The sequence below is a fragment of the Pseudomonas sp. WS 5503 genome, from assembly GCF_012985385.1.
GTDB lineage: Bacteria > Pseudomonadota > Gammaproteobacteria > Pseudomonadales > Pseudomonadaceae > Aquipseudomonas > Aquipseudomonas paracarnis.
Window position 1 is genome coordinate 104,099 of record NZ_JAAQWI010000001.1, and the last position, 14,173, is coordinate 118,271.

At 57.5% G+C, this 14,173-nt stretch carries 12 protein-coding genes; 4 read left to right on the top strand and 8 right to left on the bottom strand.

Annotated features, from left to right (window positions below):
* Positions 1-60: 60 nt before the first annotated feature.
* Entirely contained in the window at positions 61-927 is an 867-nt protein-coding gene (locus tag HBO10_RS00510) for a pirin family protein (RefSeq protein ID WP_034127199.1), read from the top strand.
* Between the two features lie 99 nt (positions 928-1,026).
* Here the strand turns inward: HBO10_RS00510 and HBO10_RS00515 are convergent, their stop codons facing one another.
* From HBO10_RS00515 to HBO10_RS00530, 4 genes are all read right to left on the bottom strand, one after another.
* Entirely contained in the window at positions 1,027-1,755 is a 729-nt protein-coding gene (locus tag HBO10_RS00515) for a dienelactone hydrolase family protein (protein ID WP_034127198.1), read from the bottom strand.
* A 200-nt stretch (positions 1,756-1,955) separates the two neighbouring features.
* Positions 1,956-3,860: a molecular chaperone HtpG gene (gene htpG / locus HBO10_RS00520; protein WP_014717738.1), complete on the bottom strand. Its 1,905-nt coding sequence runs from the start codon at positions 3,858-3,860 to the stop codon at positions 1,956-1,958.
* Positions 3,861-3,949: 89 nt separating this feature from the next.
* A complete protein-coding gene (locus tag HBO10_RS00525) occupies positions 3,950-4,402 on the bottom strand; it encodes a PaaI family thioesterase (protein WP_034127197.1) in 453 nt (150 codons plus the stop codon).
* On the bottom strand, positions 4,399-4,875 hold the full coding sequence (locus HBO10_RS00530; protein ID WP_014717736.1) for a PaaI family thioesterase: 477 nt from the start codon (positions 4,873-4,875) through the stop codon (positions 4,399-4,401). The genes HBO10_RS00525 and HBO10_RS00530 overlap by 4 nt, the downstream gene beginning before the upstream one ends.
* Positions 4,876-5,032: 157 nt before the next feature.
* Between HBO10_RS00530 and HBO10_RS00535 the strand changes: the two genes are divergently transcribed.
* On the top strand, positions 5,033-5,290 hold the full coding sequence (locus tag HBO10_RS00535) for a hypothetical protein (RefSeq protein ID WP_034127196.1): 258 nt from the start codon (positions 5,033-5,035) through the stop codon (positions 5,288-5,290).
* Between the two features lie 84 nt (positions 5,291-5,374).
* On the opposite strand, the gene HBO10_RS00540 is transcribed toward HBO10_RS00535, so the two are convergent.
* Positions 5,375-6,115, bottom strand: coding sequence for a DUF599 family protein (locus tag HBO10_RS00540; RefSeq protein ID WP_034127195.1), 741 nt, complete (start codon positions 6,113-6,115; stop codon positions 5,375-5,377).
* A gap of 216 nt (positions 6,116-6,331) precedes the next feature.
* On the opposite strand from HBO10_RS00540, the gene HBO10_RS31650 reads away from it, so the two are divergent.
* Together HBO10_RS31650 and HBO10_RS00545 are read left to right on the top strand one after the other, a co-directional pair.
* Positions 6,332-7,780, top strand: a complete 1,449-nt coding sequence (locus HBO10_RS31650) for a DUF6543 domain-containing protein (protein ID WP_034127194.1) — start codon at positions 6,332-6,334, stop codon at positions 7,778-7,780.
* A 74-nt stretch (positions 7,781-7,854) separates the two neighbouring features.
* Positions 7,855-10,092 carry a DUF6543 domain-containing protein gene (locus tag HBO10_RS00545; protein ID WP_346343134.1) on the top strand — a complete coding sequence of 746 codons (2,238 nt, stop codon included), beginning with the start codon at positions 7,855-7,857 and terminating at the stop codon, positions 10,090-10,092.
* 90 nt (positions 10,093-10,182) lie between these two features.
* Here the strand turns inward: HBO10_RS00545 and brnQ are convergent, their stop codons facing one another.
* From brnQ to sucC, 3 genes are all read right to left on the bottom strand, one after another.
* Positions 10,183-11,496 (bottom strand): branched-chain amino acid transport system II carrier protein, encoded by a 1,314-nt coding sequence (gene brnQ, locus HBO10_RS00550; protein WP_003190014.1) that lies wholly within the window; start codon positions 11,494-11,496, stop codon positions 10,183-10,185.
* 428 nt (positions 11,497-11,924) lie between these two features.
* On the bottom strand, positions 11,925-12,806 hold the full coding sequence (gene sucD, locus HBO10_RS00555) for a succinate--CoA ligase subunit alpha (RefSeq protein ID WP_003190013.1): 882 nt from the start codon (positions 12,804-12,806) through the stop codon (positions 11,925-11,927).
* Positions 12,806-13,972 carry an ADP-forming succinate--CoA ligase subunit beta gene (gene sucC / locus HBO10_RS00560; protein WP_003190011.1) on the bottom strand — a complete coding sequence of 389 codons (1,167 nt, stop codon included), beginning with the start codon at positions 13,970-13,972 and terminating at the stop codon, positions 12,806-12,808. Before sucC ends, sucD begins: the two co-directional genes overlap by 1 nt.
* Between the last annotated feature and the right edge of the window lie 201 nt (positions 13,973-14,173).

A 14,173-nucleotide genomic window follows, 5' to 3' on the forward strand; every position in this document is an offset into this window, starting at 1 on the left:
CCAACTTCCCATCGAGCGGGTTATGCTCAAAGCATCCAACCCGCTCAGACTGGGATGCCCATGACCACCCTCACCGTGATTCGCCCTCGCCCCGAAGATGTAGAAGGCCAGCCTATCCTGCGGCCCCTGCCCTCGCGTGAATGCCGCAGCGTCGGTCCCTTTGTATTTTTCGACCATATGCTGCCGACCCGCTACGCACCGGGTAACGGCATGAATATCCGCCAGCATCCCCACATCGGCCTGTCCACCCTCACCTACCTGTTTGAAGGCACCTTGCAGCACAAGGACAGCCTTGGCTCGGACCAGGTGGTGCAAGCCGGCGATGTCAGCTGGATGACCGCCGGCAGCGCGATTGCCCACGTCGAGCGCACACCAGAAGCGGTCAAGGCCAGGGGTTTCAACCTGCATGGCCTGCAGGTGTGGCTGGCCTCGCCCAAGGACCACGAGACCGGGCCCGGACACTACAGCCATCACCCAGCCGCAAGTTTGCCGATAAGCGATAACCTCGGCGTGCAGGTGCGTTTGATCGCCGGTGATGGTTTTTGCCTCAGATCACCGGTGCCGGTGCTGTCGCCGACGCTGTATGCCGAAGTACAGATGCAAACCGCCACCACCCTGTTGATTCCTGATGAACATGAGGAACGCGCGGTGTATGTGCTGGAGGGTGAGGTGCAATTGGACGGTGAAGCCCTGGAGGTCAACAGCTTGGTGGTATTGCCGACTGTGCAGGAGATGACTCTGTATGCCGAGAGTGATTGCCACCTGATGGTATTTGGCGGGGCACCGCTGGATGGGCCACGGCGGATCAACTGGAATTTTGTGGCGAGCGACCCGGCTGTGATCGAGCAGGCGAGACAGCGTTGGGCGGCTGGGGATTGGCCGACTGTGCCGGGGGAGTCAGAAAGAATCGAGTTGCCTGTGAAATAGCTATCGCAGGCAAGCCAGCTCCCACATTTGATGGGTATACACATTTTAGAATGTAGGAGCTGGCTTGCCTGCGATGGCGTCCGATCAGGCGCTGAGAAATCAGCCCTTGAACACTTCATCCAACAAGTTATGCATCGACTGGAAAGCCCGTGCGGCGGTCTTGGCGTCGTACATCATCTTGCCCGGCACATTGGCATGGGGGTCGGTGAAGGAATGCACCGCGCCGCCGTAGCTGAGCAACTGCCAATCCACACCCGCCGCGTTCATTTCATCTTCGAACGCTGGCAGTTGCTCTTTTGGCACCAACGGGTCCGAGGCGCCATGCAGCACCAGCACTGAACCCTTGATGTTCTTCGCGTCTGCGGGGTTCGGTGTATCCAGAGTGCCATGGAACGACACGGCAGCCTTCAGCGGCGCGCCGGTACGGGCCAGTTCCAGGGAGCAGCAACCGCCAAAGCAGAAGCCGAAGGTGGCCAGTTTCGACGTATCCACCGCGGCTTCAGCTTGGCCTTGCAGTTGCTCGAAGGCGGCTTGCATGCGCTTGTTCAGCAACGGGCGATCATTCTTCAACGGCATCATCGCCGCGCCCGCTTCATCGCCATTTGAAGGACGTACGTTTTGCCCGTAGAGGTCGGCAATCAGCACCACGTAGCCTTTGCCGGCAACGGCCTTCGCGATCTCTTCGGCCCCCGCACTCACGCCCATCCAGTTCGGCGCCATCAGCAGTCCCGGCAACGGGCCCTTGTGGCTGGCATCGAATGCCAGACGGCTTTCATAAGACTGGCCATCAATCTGATAGACCACGGAACGTACAGTGACTTGGCTCATCATTTTCTCCAATTCAGATGGATTGACGATGCTCCCTGTAGGAGCGAGGGGGACGCCTAGTTCTTGCTCGCGAAAAACGTGAGATCACCGCGCTCATTCAGCATTTGCGCGTTATCGTTGACGTTCTTCGCGAGCAAGCTCGCTCCTACAGTAGAGCCAGAACGAAAAAACCCGCCGAAGCGGGTTTTTCTACAACGGTGTTAAACCGACAATTCAACCAACAGCTTGTTCAGTCGGCGCACATACGCGGCCGGGTCCTTCAAGCTGTCGCCGGCTGCCAGGGCGGCCTGGTCGAAGAGGATGTGCGACAGGTCGCCAAACCGCTCTTCGCTCTGCTCGCCATCGAGTTTCTCGATCAGCGGGTGAGACGGGTTGAATTCGAAGATGGGCTTGGAATCCGGCACTTTCTGGCCGCTGGCTTCGAGGATCTGGCGCATCTGCATACCCAGGTCCTGCTCGCCGATAGCCAGGATCGCCGGGGAATCGGTCAGGCGGTGGGAAACCCGCACTTCACTCACCGCTTCGCCCAGGGAAGCCTTGATGCGCTCAACCAGGCCCTCTTTGGACTTGGCGACTTCTTCGGCTTCTTTCTTCTCTTCTTCGGAGTCCAGGTTACCCAGGTCCAGGTCACCACGGGCCACGTCGACGAAGGTTTTGCCGTCGAACTCGGTGAGGTAGCTCATCAGCCACTCATCGATACGGTCGGTCAGCAGCAGCACTTCGATGCCTTTCTTGCGGAAGACTTCCAGGTGCGGGCTGTTCTTGACCTGGGCGTAGGTTTCGCCGGTCAGGTAGTAGATCTTGTCCTGACCTTCCTTGGCACGTGCCAGGTAGTCAGCCAGGGACACAACCTGCTCGCCGTCTTCGCCTTGAGTCGAGGCAAAACGCAGCAAACCGGCGATTTTTTCCTTGTTGGCAAAATCTTCCGCCGGGCCTTCTTTCATGACCTGGCCGAAGTTTTTCCAGAAGCTCTTGTATTGCTCAGGCTCGTTCTTCGCCAGCTTTTCCAGCATGTCGAGTACGCGCTTGGTCAGCGCCGACTTCATGGAGTCGATGATCGGGTCTTTCTGCAGGATTTCCCGCGACACGTTCAGCGACAGGTCGTTGGAGTCGACCACACCTTTGATAAAGCGCAGGTACAGCGGCAGGAAGGATTCCGCCTGGTCCATTACGAACACGCGCTGCACGTACAGCTTCAGGCCTTTTGGCGCCTCGCGCTGGTACAGGTCGAACGGAGCACGGGCCGGTACGTAGAGCAGCGAGCTGTATTCGAGCTTGCCTTCAACCTTGTTGTGGCTCCAGCTCAGCGGGTTCTCGTAGTCGTGCCCGATGTGCTTGTAGAACTCCTGGTATTCCTCGTCCTTGATCTCGGTACGCGGACGGGTCCACAGGGCGCTGGCGCGGTTGACGGTTTCCCACTCCACCGCAGGGGCTTCTTCGCCTTCGGCAACGGTCTGTTCCTTGGGCAACTCGATCGGCAACGCGATGTGGTCGGAGTACTTCTTGATGATGTTGCGCAGACGCCAGCCATCGGCGAATTCGTCTTCACCGGCTTTCAGGTGCAGCACGATGCGCGTACCACGGTCAGCCTTGTCGATAGTGGCGATTTCAAATTCGCCCTCGCCCTTGGAAGCCCAGTGCACGCCTTCGCTGGCGTCAAGGCCGGCGCGGCGGCTGAATACTTCAACCTTGTCGGCGACGATGAAGGCCGAATAGAAGCCCACGCCGAATTGGCCGATCAGGTGAGAGTCTTTTTTCTGGTCGCCCGACAGGTTCTTCATGAAATCTGCGGTGCCGGACTTGGCGATGGTCCCCAGGTGGGTGATCGCATCGTCACGGCTCATGCCGATACCGTTGTCTTCGAGGGTGACGGTCTTGGCGTCTTTGTCGTAGCTCACACGGATCTTGAGTTCCGCGCCGCCTTCCAGCAACTCGGGCTTGGACAGGGCTTCGAAACGTAATTTATCGACAGCGTCAGAGGCGTTCGAGATCAATTCGCGAAGGAAAATTTCCTTGTTGGAATACAGCGAATGGATCATGAGGTGCAGCAGTTGCTTCACCTCGGTCTGGAAGCCCAGGGTTTCCTTTTGAGTTTCCACACTCATGGTCATCAAACTCCAATTGGATGGCAGTGGCCGCGCCCTTGAGGGTTGGCGGCGGGTTGTCATCAAAGTTGGGGACTAAGACCAGGATTTCAAGGGCGGACCAATTCCTCAATTTTGAAATGTGCCCGGGCAGTGGCAATCGGTTCGGCCGGCGTGCTCTGCCAAGCGGTAATCGCCACGTTGGCCACGCGCCGGCCCTGGCGCCATACCTGACACTTGGCATAGGTGTCCCGAAACTGGCCGGCGCGCAGGTAATCCAGGGAGAAGTCGATGATTTTCGGCAGGCCCGGAGCGCCAGTGAACACCAGCAGGTGCATGCCGGCTGCCAGCTCCATGAAGCCGGCGATCACCCCGCCATGCAGCGCTGGCAATATGGGGTTACCAATATTGTCCTTGCTGGCCGGCAGGCGAAACAGCAACTCATCCCCCAGGCGGGTGCATTCGATGCCGATCAGCCTGGCATAGGGCACCAGCTCGAGCAGCGCATCGTAGTTGCCACGGTCGAGGGCTTGCTCCAGGCGCGTCTTGAACCGATGCGTCATGCCTGTTCTCCCTTGATGACAGTGCCCAAGCCTTGAGTGCCTTTGAGGCGCTTGCCCATGCGCATGAACGTGCCTACCACATGGGCGATAGGTTGTTGCGGGTCATCCTGATAGGCAACGCCACGGGTGAAGATCACGTCGGTGGTGACCCGGTAGCATTGCGCGAAGCCATACACCGGCTTATGGGGTTCGGCGGGATGCATGTAGTCGATACGCAGGTCCAGGGTGGGGCACACCTCGAACTCGGGCAATACGCACAGGGTCGCCATGCCGCAAGCGGTGTCCATCAAGGAGGTCAGCGCGCCGCCGTGGATCACCCCGGTCAGGGGATCACCGACAATATGCGGCCCATAAGGCAGTACGAGGGTCATGCCCTCCTCGCTGGCTTCATGCACCGCCACACCCAGCACCTGGCAATGGCGCAGGGCCGAAACGAAGCGCACGGCACGCTCCAACAAAGGGTTTACGGTCATTGTTTTTAGACTCTTATTAGTGTGAATTCGGCGGATTGGAATGACTGGGTAAAGTTCCTGTACGAAACATGCTATATATCTGTGGGACATAAGGAACTAATGCTGGCCCCTTGGGTTCGAAAGGCCAGTAGATATCTTCAATAAGGAGAAACACCCCATGCGTAAGACATTAGCTATTTCCATGATGCTGGCCGCTGCTCTCGGTCTGGCTGCCTGCGACAAGAAATCCGAAGACAAAGCCCAAGACGCTGCTGCACATGCTGAGCAAGCTCAGCAAGATATGGCTAAAGCACAGGATAAAGTGAACGACGCTGCGAAAGAAAACGCCGAAGCTGCCAAAGCTCAGGCCGAATCGAACGAAGCTGCTGCAAAAGAAGCTGCACCTGCTGCACCTGCAGAACCTGCCAAGCAGTAATCGCAGGGTTTGAAGCTGTATTGCAGCAAAAAGAAAGCCCGCTGACTAAGCGGGCTTTTCTTTGTCTGCGATTTACTGCCAGCGCTACGATGCGCCCTCTTTTACAGCGTCGACTGCTGGCATATCGGTCGGGGTATACACCATCACCTGCAATACATCGGAATGGAACTCGCGGCGGTACAGCACCAGCACCACCCCGCTGCTCATCAACATGAACAACCAGGGGCTGACAAACCAGGCCAGCATGGTCATGCCGAAGTAATACGCACGCAGGCCAAAGTTGAACTGGTTGGCCGCCATCGAAATCACCCGCGCCGCCCGCAAGGCAAATGCATTGCGCTCCTGCTCCGACACATGTCGTTCACCAATCATCGGCGCCGAGCCCACCAGCACCGCCGCGAAGTTGTACTGACGCATGCACCAGCTGAAAGTAAAAAACGCATAGACAAATACCAGGGCCAGGCACAGCAACTTGACCTCCGACATGCCCTGGGACGCCTGCTGCACCATCGGAATGTCTGCCAGCAACGACACCGCCCGCTCCGAAGCACCGAGCACGGTCAGGATACCCGCAAGGATGATCAAGGTACTGGAGGCAAAGAACGAGGCATTACGCTCCAGGTTGCCGATCACGCTGGCATCGGCGATGCGGTTATCGCGCAACAGCATGCGGCGCATCCAGTCTTCACGGTACAGGTGCAACACGCTGGCCAGGCAGGCCGTATCTCGAGCTTTCCAGGTGGCATAACGGGTATAGCCGCCCCAGCAGAGAATGAACCACAGTGCGGCAAGCAGGTGGACTTGATTGGTTTCGACGAACGACATGCGGGTCCTTCTAAATGTGAGCCCGGTGAGTTGTGCAACAAATATCAAAACCCCGGCCGTACTACCTGTCTTTTATGAGAATTCCTGTTTCCAGATGTACATGAGTTCGGCCTTGGAACCAATAGGACGCCTCCACTCACTTAGTTGGCCCCAGGGCACGAAGCCTTGATCATTTCTCAGGCGGAAGGAACTGCATATCTATCCTTAGGATGTTAAATGCGCTCAACGTCTCTCTCTGTCAGCCAAACACATGCGCCGCAAGCGATCCAGCTGTCCGTGGGCACAGCCTCTGAATCGACAACGCAACACCCGCCTTTATCGCATCACCCTCAGCCCAAGCCGTTGGGACTAGACCCGGATGATCGGATCAAAATCCAAGTAGCCGGCATAAAGCCAGTCGTTGCCAATGATACAGGGCCGAACGCAGTCGCCGCGCAATCCCAATTGATTGAGCAGCATCAGGCGTACAACCAGAAAATTATTGATTTACTCAGTCAGCAGATGACATTCCAACGCTTCACCCAGGCTCAGTTGAAAAAAGCCTTTCCCCAGCTCACATCAATCGACCCGAACATTATCCACGTCAACACCTATCGAAAACAGCCGCCGGCAGAGCCCGTGCTGATTTCTACGCAAAGCTTATCGGAGGCATTGCTCGAAAAAGTCGCGCAAGTCCACATAAACGCCGTCACTGGCACGCCCAACACTGAAGAGCACAGTGCCGACATACAAACGGGCTTTTACATTGACGGACCTGCGGGTGCTCCCCAAACCAGGCTGGAGCATCAGGGTTCCCTGCTGACGCTTGCATACGATATCGCAACCCGCTTTTCAGGCGCGCTCAGTAGCTACTGGAAAAGATCACCCGTAGGCTCTTCCAAGCAGCCATCACGTTCAGCCCAACTGCTCGCCCTGCATCGGCAAATGCTTTCCACCGAGGCAGCCCTGCGGGTTGAAGACGGAACCCTCAGCGAGGCTGGCAAAAAGTTGATCGACACCGCCTTTCAATACCCCACCCTTGAAGCACGCGAACGCGAACTTCCCGCAGGGGATCGGCCTGGGGTGTATCCGATCCGGATAGATGACAACTCCGCCAACGGCGCATTTTTAGCCGGTTGTTTTCTTATCACTCGCAGCGACGGCTCGTCGGCCGAGGCACCTTACACCGCAAGTGACACCCGTAATATTGGGCTGGATGACACCACCGGGCCTGTAGTGCTTTATACCCCCGGGGACGGTTTCGAGGAGTTCACGAGCCCTGGCAAAGCCCGCGAAGCATTGATGCAGAGAATCGATAATGATGACGAGAAGGCCAACCTGCTACTCAAAAGTCTACCGGTGTCGGTAGAGCACAGTCGAAACCCTCCGTGGGGTGATGATTTAATGCTGGGGTTCGCCCCCGTCTGCGGCGACGTCGTGGCACAAACCTTTCCCAGTTGTTGCAGCGACAGGCTGACGAGGTCAATGAAACCATGCGGGCCGGGTTCGCCCAAGCGCAAGCCGAAGCTGGCTCCTCTCGCACACCGTCGTTGCTCTCTGCCCAAACTGTCGAAACCATCAATGATGCAGCGGATCTTTCACTGCATTTCGATGGCAGTAATGCCCTGCTCGCACGCAATGAGCAACTGCACAACAAACTGCAGCCACAATGGCTTAAAGAACTGACTCCCCAACAAGAAACGAGCTATAGGGAGCTGGAGGAAGCACAGGATACAAGCCTTACGCACTTGCAAGCGCTATTGGCAAACATCCCGGCCCCCAACATTTTCGCCAAACAGTTGCTGGCCCAGGCGTTGAAAGCCAAGCTGCCGGACCGCTACCGGCACGAGGAAATAGACCCTGACCACGTGATGGTTCAGATGACCACACAGCAGTCGAGCAATCGCGGCCTTTTAGGTTCCGCAAACGCACCAAAGCCGCAGATCCACACCCGATCGCTTACCGACCTGACGCTCATGAACACAACGCCATGGCATGAACGCTCGCCGACGAGCACCTGGGCCGCTCGCGTCGTAAGTGCCAATGGAAAATACCTGCTGACCCTGGATAAGCCGTTTCTCGAGGACCTGATCAGCCAAACCGATGTGGGCGGCAAATACCTCAAACTACTGGATGACAAACTCAGCCCCACTGCCACCTCCGACGAAGCCAGGGTGCTGCCCGACGCGTGGAAAAACCATCTGAAGGCAAGGATGGCCAAGGACGCGTTCATCACCAGCCTGGATCCCGACGCCTATCTGAACAGGCAAAAAATCGCCGAACAATGGATCGAAGCGACACTTGAGCATAGCGACTCCACCACCTGGCCAATCGTGAATGGTGCGTCCATCGTCTCGCATAGAGTGGTCCTGAACGGCAAACCCGTCCAGGGCATGATGGTCATCAAACCGACCAACCACCCCTCGCTGGTGCTGTACAGCCCGGATGCTCCCGACGGACGTCCTTTCAGAGAAATTGTGGACGAGGATCAACTTAACGCGCTGCTGAACACGTCCGAGTGGATGTCCTACATGGATCAGCGGGTATCACCTGTTGATCGATACGATATTCACGACACCCTGTTTTTGCCTCAGCTCGGCACGTGGCTCAAGAAATTCGCGGCCGACCATGAAGCGGGCATCCGGCTGAAGCCGTTCAAAGGTAGCATCACTGAAAACCTGTACATGCAGGAGGTGGGGTTACTCAGAGGGAGAGCGTCGGTTGGGATGACAACCAGCGCAGAGATATCGGCCCGATCCACAGCCAACAAATTAATGTTCGCCGCAGACATAGCCCAATTCGTTCTAAGCCTCATCCCGGTCAACGCTGGTATGTCAGCCACCAACAGGCTCTCCAAGGCTGCGCTAAGAACGTTGCGTACACCCGGACAAAGCCTGCCCAAGCTCCTCACCCAACCGGGACGCTGGGGGGCGGTGTACAACGACTTCGCCATGGCTGCGTCGGGTATCCCTTTACTCAAAAGGACCCCGTTGCGCCCAGTGTTCAGAACCCCTGGGCGCACGCTCCAACAGCGACTGACAATCACGGCAGGTACAAACGGTACGCCAAGCGGTCACGTCGTACCGGTTCCGGGTACGTCGATATCGGCCGGCCGCCCCTCAAGCATCCCGACTCAATTGCCGAACCCGGCCCACCCTGTACAGAACCGTGGGGACCTCGCCGCGCACGCACTGGATAATCAGCTACTGGCAGGAAAACCGCTCAGCGCCACCGGGCCACAACAAGTCGGTGAAAAATGGTTGATCCGTTACACCGATAACTCAGACGTGAGCAGGGTCTATCAAATAAGCCCAGCGTTCAAATTCGAATCAGGATTTGTAAACGTTATAAACCCCGAGACAAAGCGTCGGGTGGCTACGCTTTTGAACAAAGGGAACGGCGAATGGGTGCTAACCGGTTTGCCGGGAGGCGCCAAACTACCTCAAACGCTAGCCCCCCTACCGCAGCCTCATTCTGCCTCCTCGGCGGAAAACCTAGTGCCTGCAAGCAGCTCCTCCACCTCCGGCAGTTCGCGAATAGAGCCGCCCATTCGAAAACCACTTGCAGTGCTGGTCAATACCAGGGCTCGTGACCTGAACGCCGAGCTGCATCTGGCCGGAGCGGCATTGAACCCCCGAGCGGCCCGAGCGGAACTGGTTCGCATCACAAAGCCGGATGACCTGAAGGTTGTATTGAAACCCGACACAGTCAGCAAGTTCGTCTTCACTCAAGACAACCAACTGATCATCGGTACTATCGACAAAAGTGCACCGCCAAAATGGTTATCACATCCTGCCATCGCGGAAATCGGTGCTGGCAGTGGCCAATCAGAAAAGGTAGTCAGCGCAGGCTATATAAGGAAAGACGCCTTCGGGAAATTCCACCTTTCCGATGTCTCTGGACACTATCTACCCAAAAAAAGCGATTTAAGGCCCGCCCAGGAATATTTGAGGAACATGGGAGTGGATTCGACAAAGAGCAAGTTCCCGATACCCTGAAACAGGCAGCCTGGCTTGGCACTGCGTACAAAAAAAGCCCCGGATCATTTGATCCGGGGCTTTTTAATTGCAGCGTATAAGTCAGCGGTTTTAAGCGATCGCTTCGCTGCGCTTGCCCAGCATACGGTCAATCACCACGGCCACGACCAGCGTCATCACCGACGGCACCAGCCACGCCAAGCCTTGTTCGCTCAACGGCAGGTTTACCAGTTGCGTAGGCATCCAACCCGCCAGGCCCGCACCCTTGAGTGCGTCGATGCAGCCAAAGATGAACGACACCAGCATCACCGGGCCGACAATACGGCCCTGTTCCTGCCAGAACCCTTTGCAGAAGCTCAAGGCCACCAACACGATGCACGGCGGGTAGATCGCGGTCAGCACCGGGATCGAGAAGGCAATGAGTTTGGTCAAGCCCAGGTTGGACACAAACAGCGAGAACAGTGCCAGGATCACCACCAGGGTCTTGTAGGACAGCGGCAGGATCTTACTGAAGTACTCGGCGCAGGCACAGGTCAGGCCCACGGCGGTCACCAGGCATGCCAGGGAAATCAGCACGGCGAGGAAACCACTACCCAGGGAGCCGAACGTGTATTGCACATAGGCGTGCAGTACCGCCGCGCCATTGCTGGCACCCGCGGCCACGGCATGGCTGCCCGAACCCAGACGGAACAGGCTGACGTACACCAGTGCCAGGCCCACGCCGGCAATCAGCCCGGCAATGATCGCGTAACGGGTGATCAGCTTGGGCGACTCGACGCCACGGGAGCGGATAGCGTTGACGATCACAATGCCGAACACCAGGGCGCCCAGGGTATCCATGGTCAGGTAACCATTGATAAAGCCTTGGGAGAACGGAGCGGCAACGTATTCCGGCGTGGCAACCCCCACCTCACCGGCGGGCAAGGCAAACGCAGCGATGCCGAGGATAGCCAGGGCGATGATCTTCAGCGGCGCCAGGAAACGGCCCACGGTGTCCAGCAGTCGCCCTGGATACAGGGAGACAAAGAACACCACCAGGAAATACACCGAGCTGTAGAGGAACAGCGCCAAAGGGCTTTCACCGGTCAAGGGCGCCAGGCCCACTTCAAACGATACTGTTGCGGTGCGTGGGGTCGCAAACAGCGGGCCCACTGCCAGGTAGGCCGCTGCCGCCAGCAGGCCACCGGCAATCTTGCCAATCGGGCTGCTCAGCGCGTCCATGCCACCACCGACCTTGGCCAGGGCGATCACGGTGACCACCGGCAAACCGACTGCGGTGATCAGGAAGCCCAGCGCCGCCATCCACACATGCGGCCCGGACTGCAAACCCACGATAGGCGGGAAGATGATGTTGCCGGCGCCCACGAACAGGGCAAAGGTCATAAAGCCCAGCGCCAGGATATCCTGGCTTTTCAACACTTTCATTTGAGGAAATACCACACTACTGAATCGGAATTTAGAGAGGGCTTCCCTATGGATGAGGGAAATGCTGCCGGCCCTTGTGGGGACCGACCGGTCTAGCGCGCAGCTTCCTTTTGGGACGCGGACGCATAAAGAGGCGGCTAGAGTACAGAATCAGGCTGACAAACGCACTGTTGCGGGGCGAACTGTCCGATAAGCGACATTTGAATGTCGCGTTTTCATACTTAATTTGCCCATACAGTTTATTTGTAGGAGCGAGCTTGCTCGCGAAAAACTCACAGGCGCCGCGTTCATTCAGAGAGCACGCGTTATCGTTGACGTTTTTCGCGAGCAAGCTCGCTCCTACAGAAGGGCCATATCGCAGACACAGAACGCACAAAGGCCACCCGAAGGTGGCCTTTGTGTGGTGAAGCGTCAGCTAAGCGCGAGGCTTACTTGACAGCCCAACCGGTCAGCTCGGCCAGGGCCTTGCCGATGTCTGCCAGCGAACGCACGGTTTTAACGCCTGCGTCTTGCAGTGCAGCGAACTTCTCGTCTGCAGTGCCTTTGCCGCCAGAGATGATTGCGCCAGCATGGCCCATGCGCTTGCCCGCAGGGGCAGTCACACCAGCGATGTAGGAAACAACCGGCTTGGTCACGTGTGCCTTGATGTAGGCAGCCGCTTCTTCTTCAGCCGAACCGCCGATCTCACCGATCATCACGATCGCTTCGGTCTTCGGGTCTTCCTGGAACAGCTTCAGGATGTCGATGAAGTTGGAGCCTGGGATCGGGTCACCGCCGATGCCGACGCAAGTCGACTGACCGAAACCGGCGTCAGTGGTCTGCTTTACAGCTTCGTAGGTCAGGGTGCCGGAACGGGAAACGATACCGACTTTACCTGGCAAGTGAATGTGACCTGGCATGATGCCGATCTTGCATTCGCCTGGGGTGATCACGCCTGGGCAGTTAGGGCCGATCAGGACTACGCCCAGCTCGTCGCACTTAACTTTAGCGTCCAGCATGTCCAGGGTAGGAATGCCTTCGGTGATGCAGACGATCAGCTTGATGCCGCCGAACGCCGCTTCCAGGATCGAGTCCTTGCAGAAAGGAGCTGGAACGTAGATCACGCTGGCAGTGGCGCCAGTGGCTTCTACCGCTTCTTTCACGGTGTTGAACACGGGCAGGCCCAGGTGCTCGGTGCCGCCTTTGCCTGGTGTTACGCCGCCAACCATCTGGGTGCCGTATTCGATGGCTTGCTGGGTGTGGAAACTACCTTGCGAACCGGTAATACCCTGGCAGATAACTTTGGTGTCTTTATTGATCAGGACGCTCATTACTTGCCCTCCGCAGCTTTGACAACTTGTTGAGCAGCGTCGGTCAGGCTGGTAGCCGCGATGATGTTCAAACCGCTTTCTGCCAGTACTTTAGCGCCCAGTTCAGCGTTGTTACCTTCAAGGCGAACAACAACCGGGATTTTAACGCCGACTTCTTTCACTGCACCGATGATGCCTTCGGCAATCATGTCGCAACGAACGATGCCGCCGAAGATGTTGACCAGTACTGCGGCGACGTTGGAGTCGGACAGGATGATCTTGAACGCTTCGGTAACGCGTTCCTTGGTAGCGCCACCACCTACGTCGAGGAAGTTGGCTGGCTTGCCGCCATGCAGGTTGACGATGTCCATGGTACCCATGGCCAGGCCGGCACCGTTGACCATGCAGCCGATGTTACCTTCCAGGGCTACGTAGTTCAGTTCGAACTTGGCAGCGTGCGCTTCGCGCGGATCGTCTTGCGACGGATCGTGGAAAGTCTTCAGCTTAGGCTGACGGTACATGGCGTTGGCGTCGATGTTGATCTTGGCATCGAGGCAGTGCAGATCGCCGTCAGCCTTGATCACCAGCGGGTTCACTTCCAGCAGGGCCAGATCGTGATCCTGGAACAGTTTGGCCAGACCTACGAAGATCTTGGCGAACTGGGCAACTTGCTTGCCTTCCAGGCCCAGCTGGAAAGCCAGCTCGCGACCCTGGAATGGCTGTGCGCCAACCAGTGGATCGATAGTGGCCTTCAGAATTTTTTCTGGGGTTTCGTGAGCGATTTTCTCGATGTCCACGCCACCTTCGGTGGAAGCCATGAACACGATGCGACGGCTCGAACGGTCAACGACAGCGCCCAGGTACAGCTCTTTAGCGATATCAGTGCACGATTCAACCAGGATCTTGGTGACTGGTTGGCCATTGGCATCAGTCTGGTAAGTCACCAGACGCTTGCCCAGCCACTGCTGTGCGAAGGCCTTGGCGTCTTCTTTGCTGCGAACCAGCTTGACGCCGCCCGCTTTACCGCGACCACCGGCGTGGACCTGGGCTTTGACAACCCACTCGCTGCCGCCGATTTTGTCGCAAGCTTCTGCTGCTGCTTCCGGGGTGTCTACTGCGTAGCCCTTGGAAACTGGCAGGCCGTATTCAGCGAACAGCTGCTTACCCTGATACTCGTGAAGATTCATGCTTTTTACCGTCTTCGTTAGGTACTGCGCATTCGGCGCTGCGCTCATTATGAGTGCCGCGCCACCTGTGACTGCTGCTTGCGCAACTTGCGGGGCTTATGGCCCGTAAAGCTGCGCAAGGCTGCGTCCAGCGGATATTCCGCGGTGAGTCTTGCGCGCAAGGCTCACGACGGGCAACTCCGCCGTGGTTTCTTATTATCT

Bases quoted from the DNA above. Each gene is read 5' to 3' on its own strand.
- HBO10_RS00515 (WP_034127198.1), bottom strand. From the start codon at position 1,755: ATGAGCCAAGTCACTGTACGTTCCGTGGTCTATCAGATTGATGGCCAG.
- HBO10_RS00510 (WP_034127199.1), top strand. From the start codon at position 61: ATGACCACCCTCACCGTGATTCGCCCTCGCCCCGAAGATGTAGAAGGC.
- HBO10_RS00535 (WP_034127196.1), top strand. From the start codon at position 5,033: ATGCGTAAGACATTAGCTATTTCCATGATGCTGGCCGCTGCTCTCGGT.
- htpG (WP_014717738.1), bottom strand. From the start codon at position 3,860: ATGAGTGTGGAAACTCAAAAGGAAACCCTGGGCTTCCAGACCGAGGTG.
- HBO10_RS00530 (WP_014717736.1), bottom strand. From the start codon at position 4,875: ATGACCGTAAACCCTTTGTTGGAGCGTGCCGTGCGCTTCGTTTCGGCC.
- brnQ (WP_003190014.1), bottom strand. From the start codon at position 11,496: ATGAAAGTGTTGAAAAGCCAGGATATCCTGGCGCTGGGCTTTATGACC.
- HBO10_RS00525 (WP_034127197.1), bottom strand. From the start codon at position 4,402: ATGACGCATCGGTTCAAGACGCGCCTGGAGCAAGCCCTCGACCGTGGC.
- HBO10_RS00540 (WP_034127195.1), bottom strand. From the start codon at position 6,115: ATGTCGTTCGTCGAAACCAATCAAGTCCACCTGCTTGCCGCACTGTGG.
- sucC (WP_003190011.1), bottom strand. From the start codon at position 13,972: ATGAATCTTCACGAGTATCAGGGTAAGCAGCTGTTCGCTGAATACGGC.
- sucD (WP_003190013.1), bottom strand. From the start codon at position 12,806: ATGAGCGTCCTGATCAATAAAGACACCAAAGTTATCTGCCAGGGTATT.
- HBO10_RS31650 (WP_034127194.1), top strand. From the start codon at position 6,332: ATGCGCTCAACGTCTCTCTCTGTCAGCCAAACACATGCGCCGCAAGCG.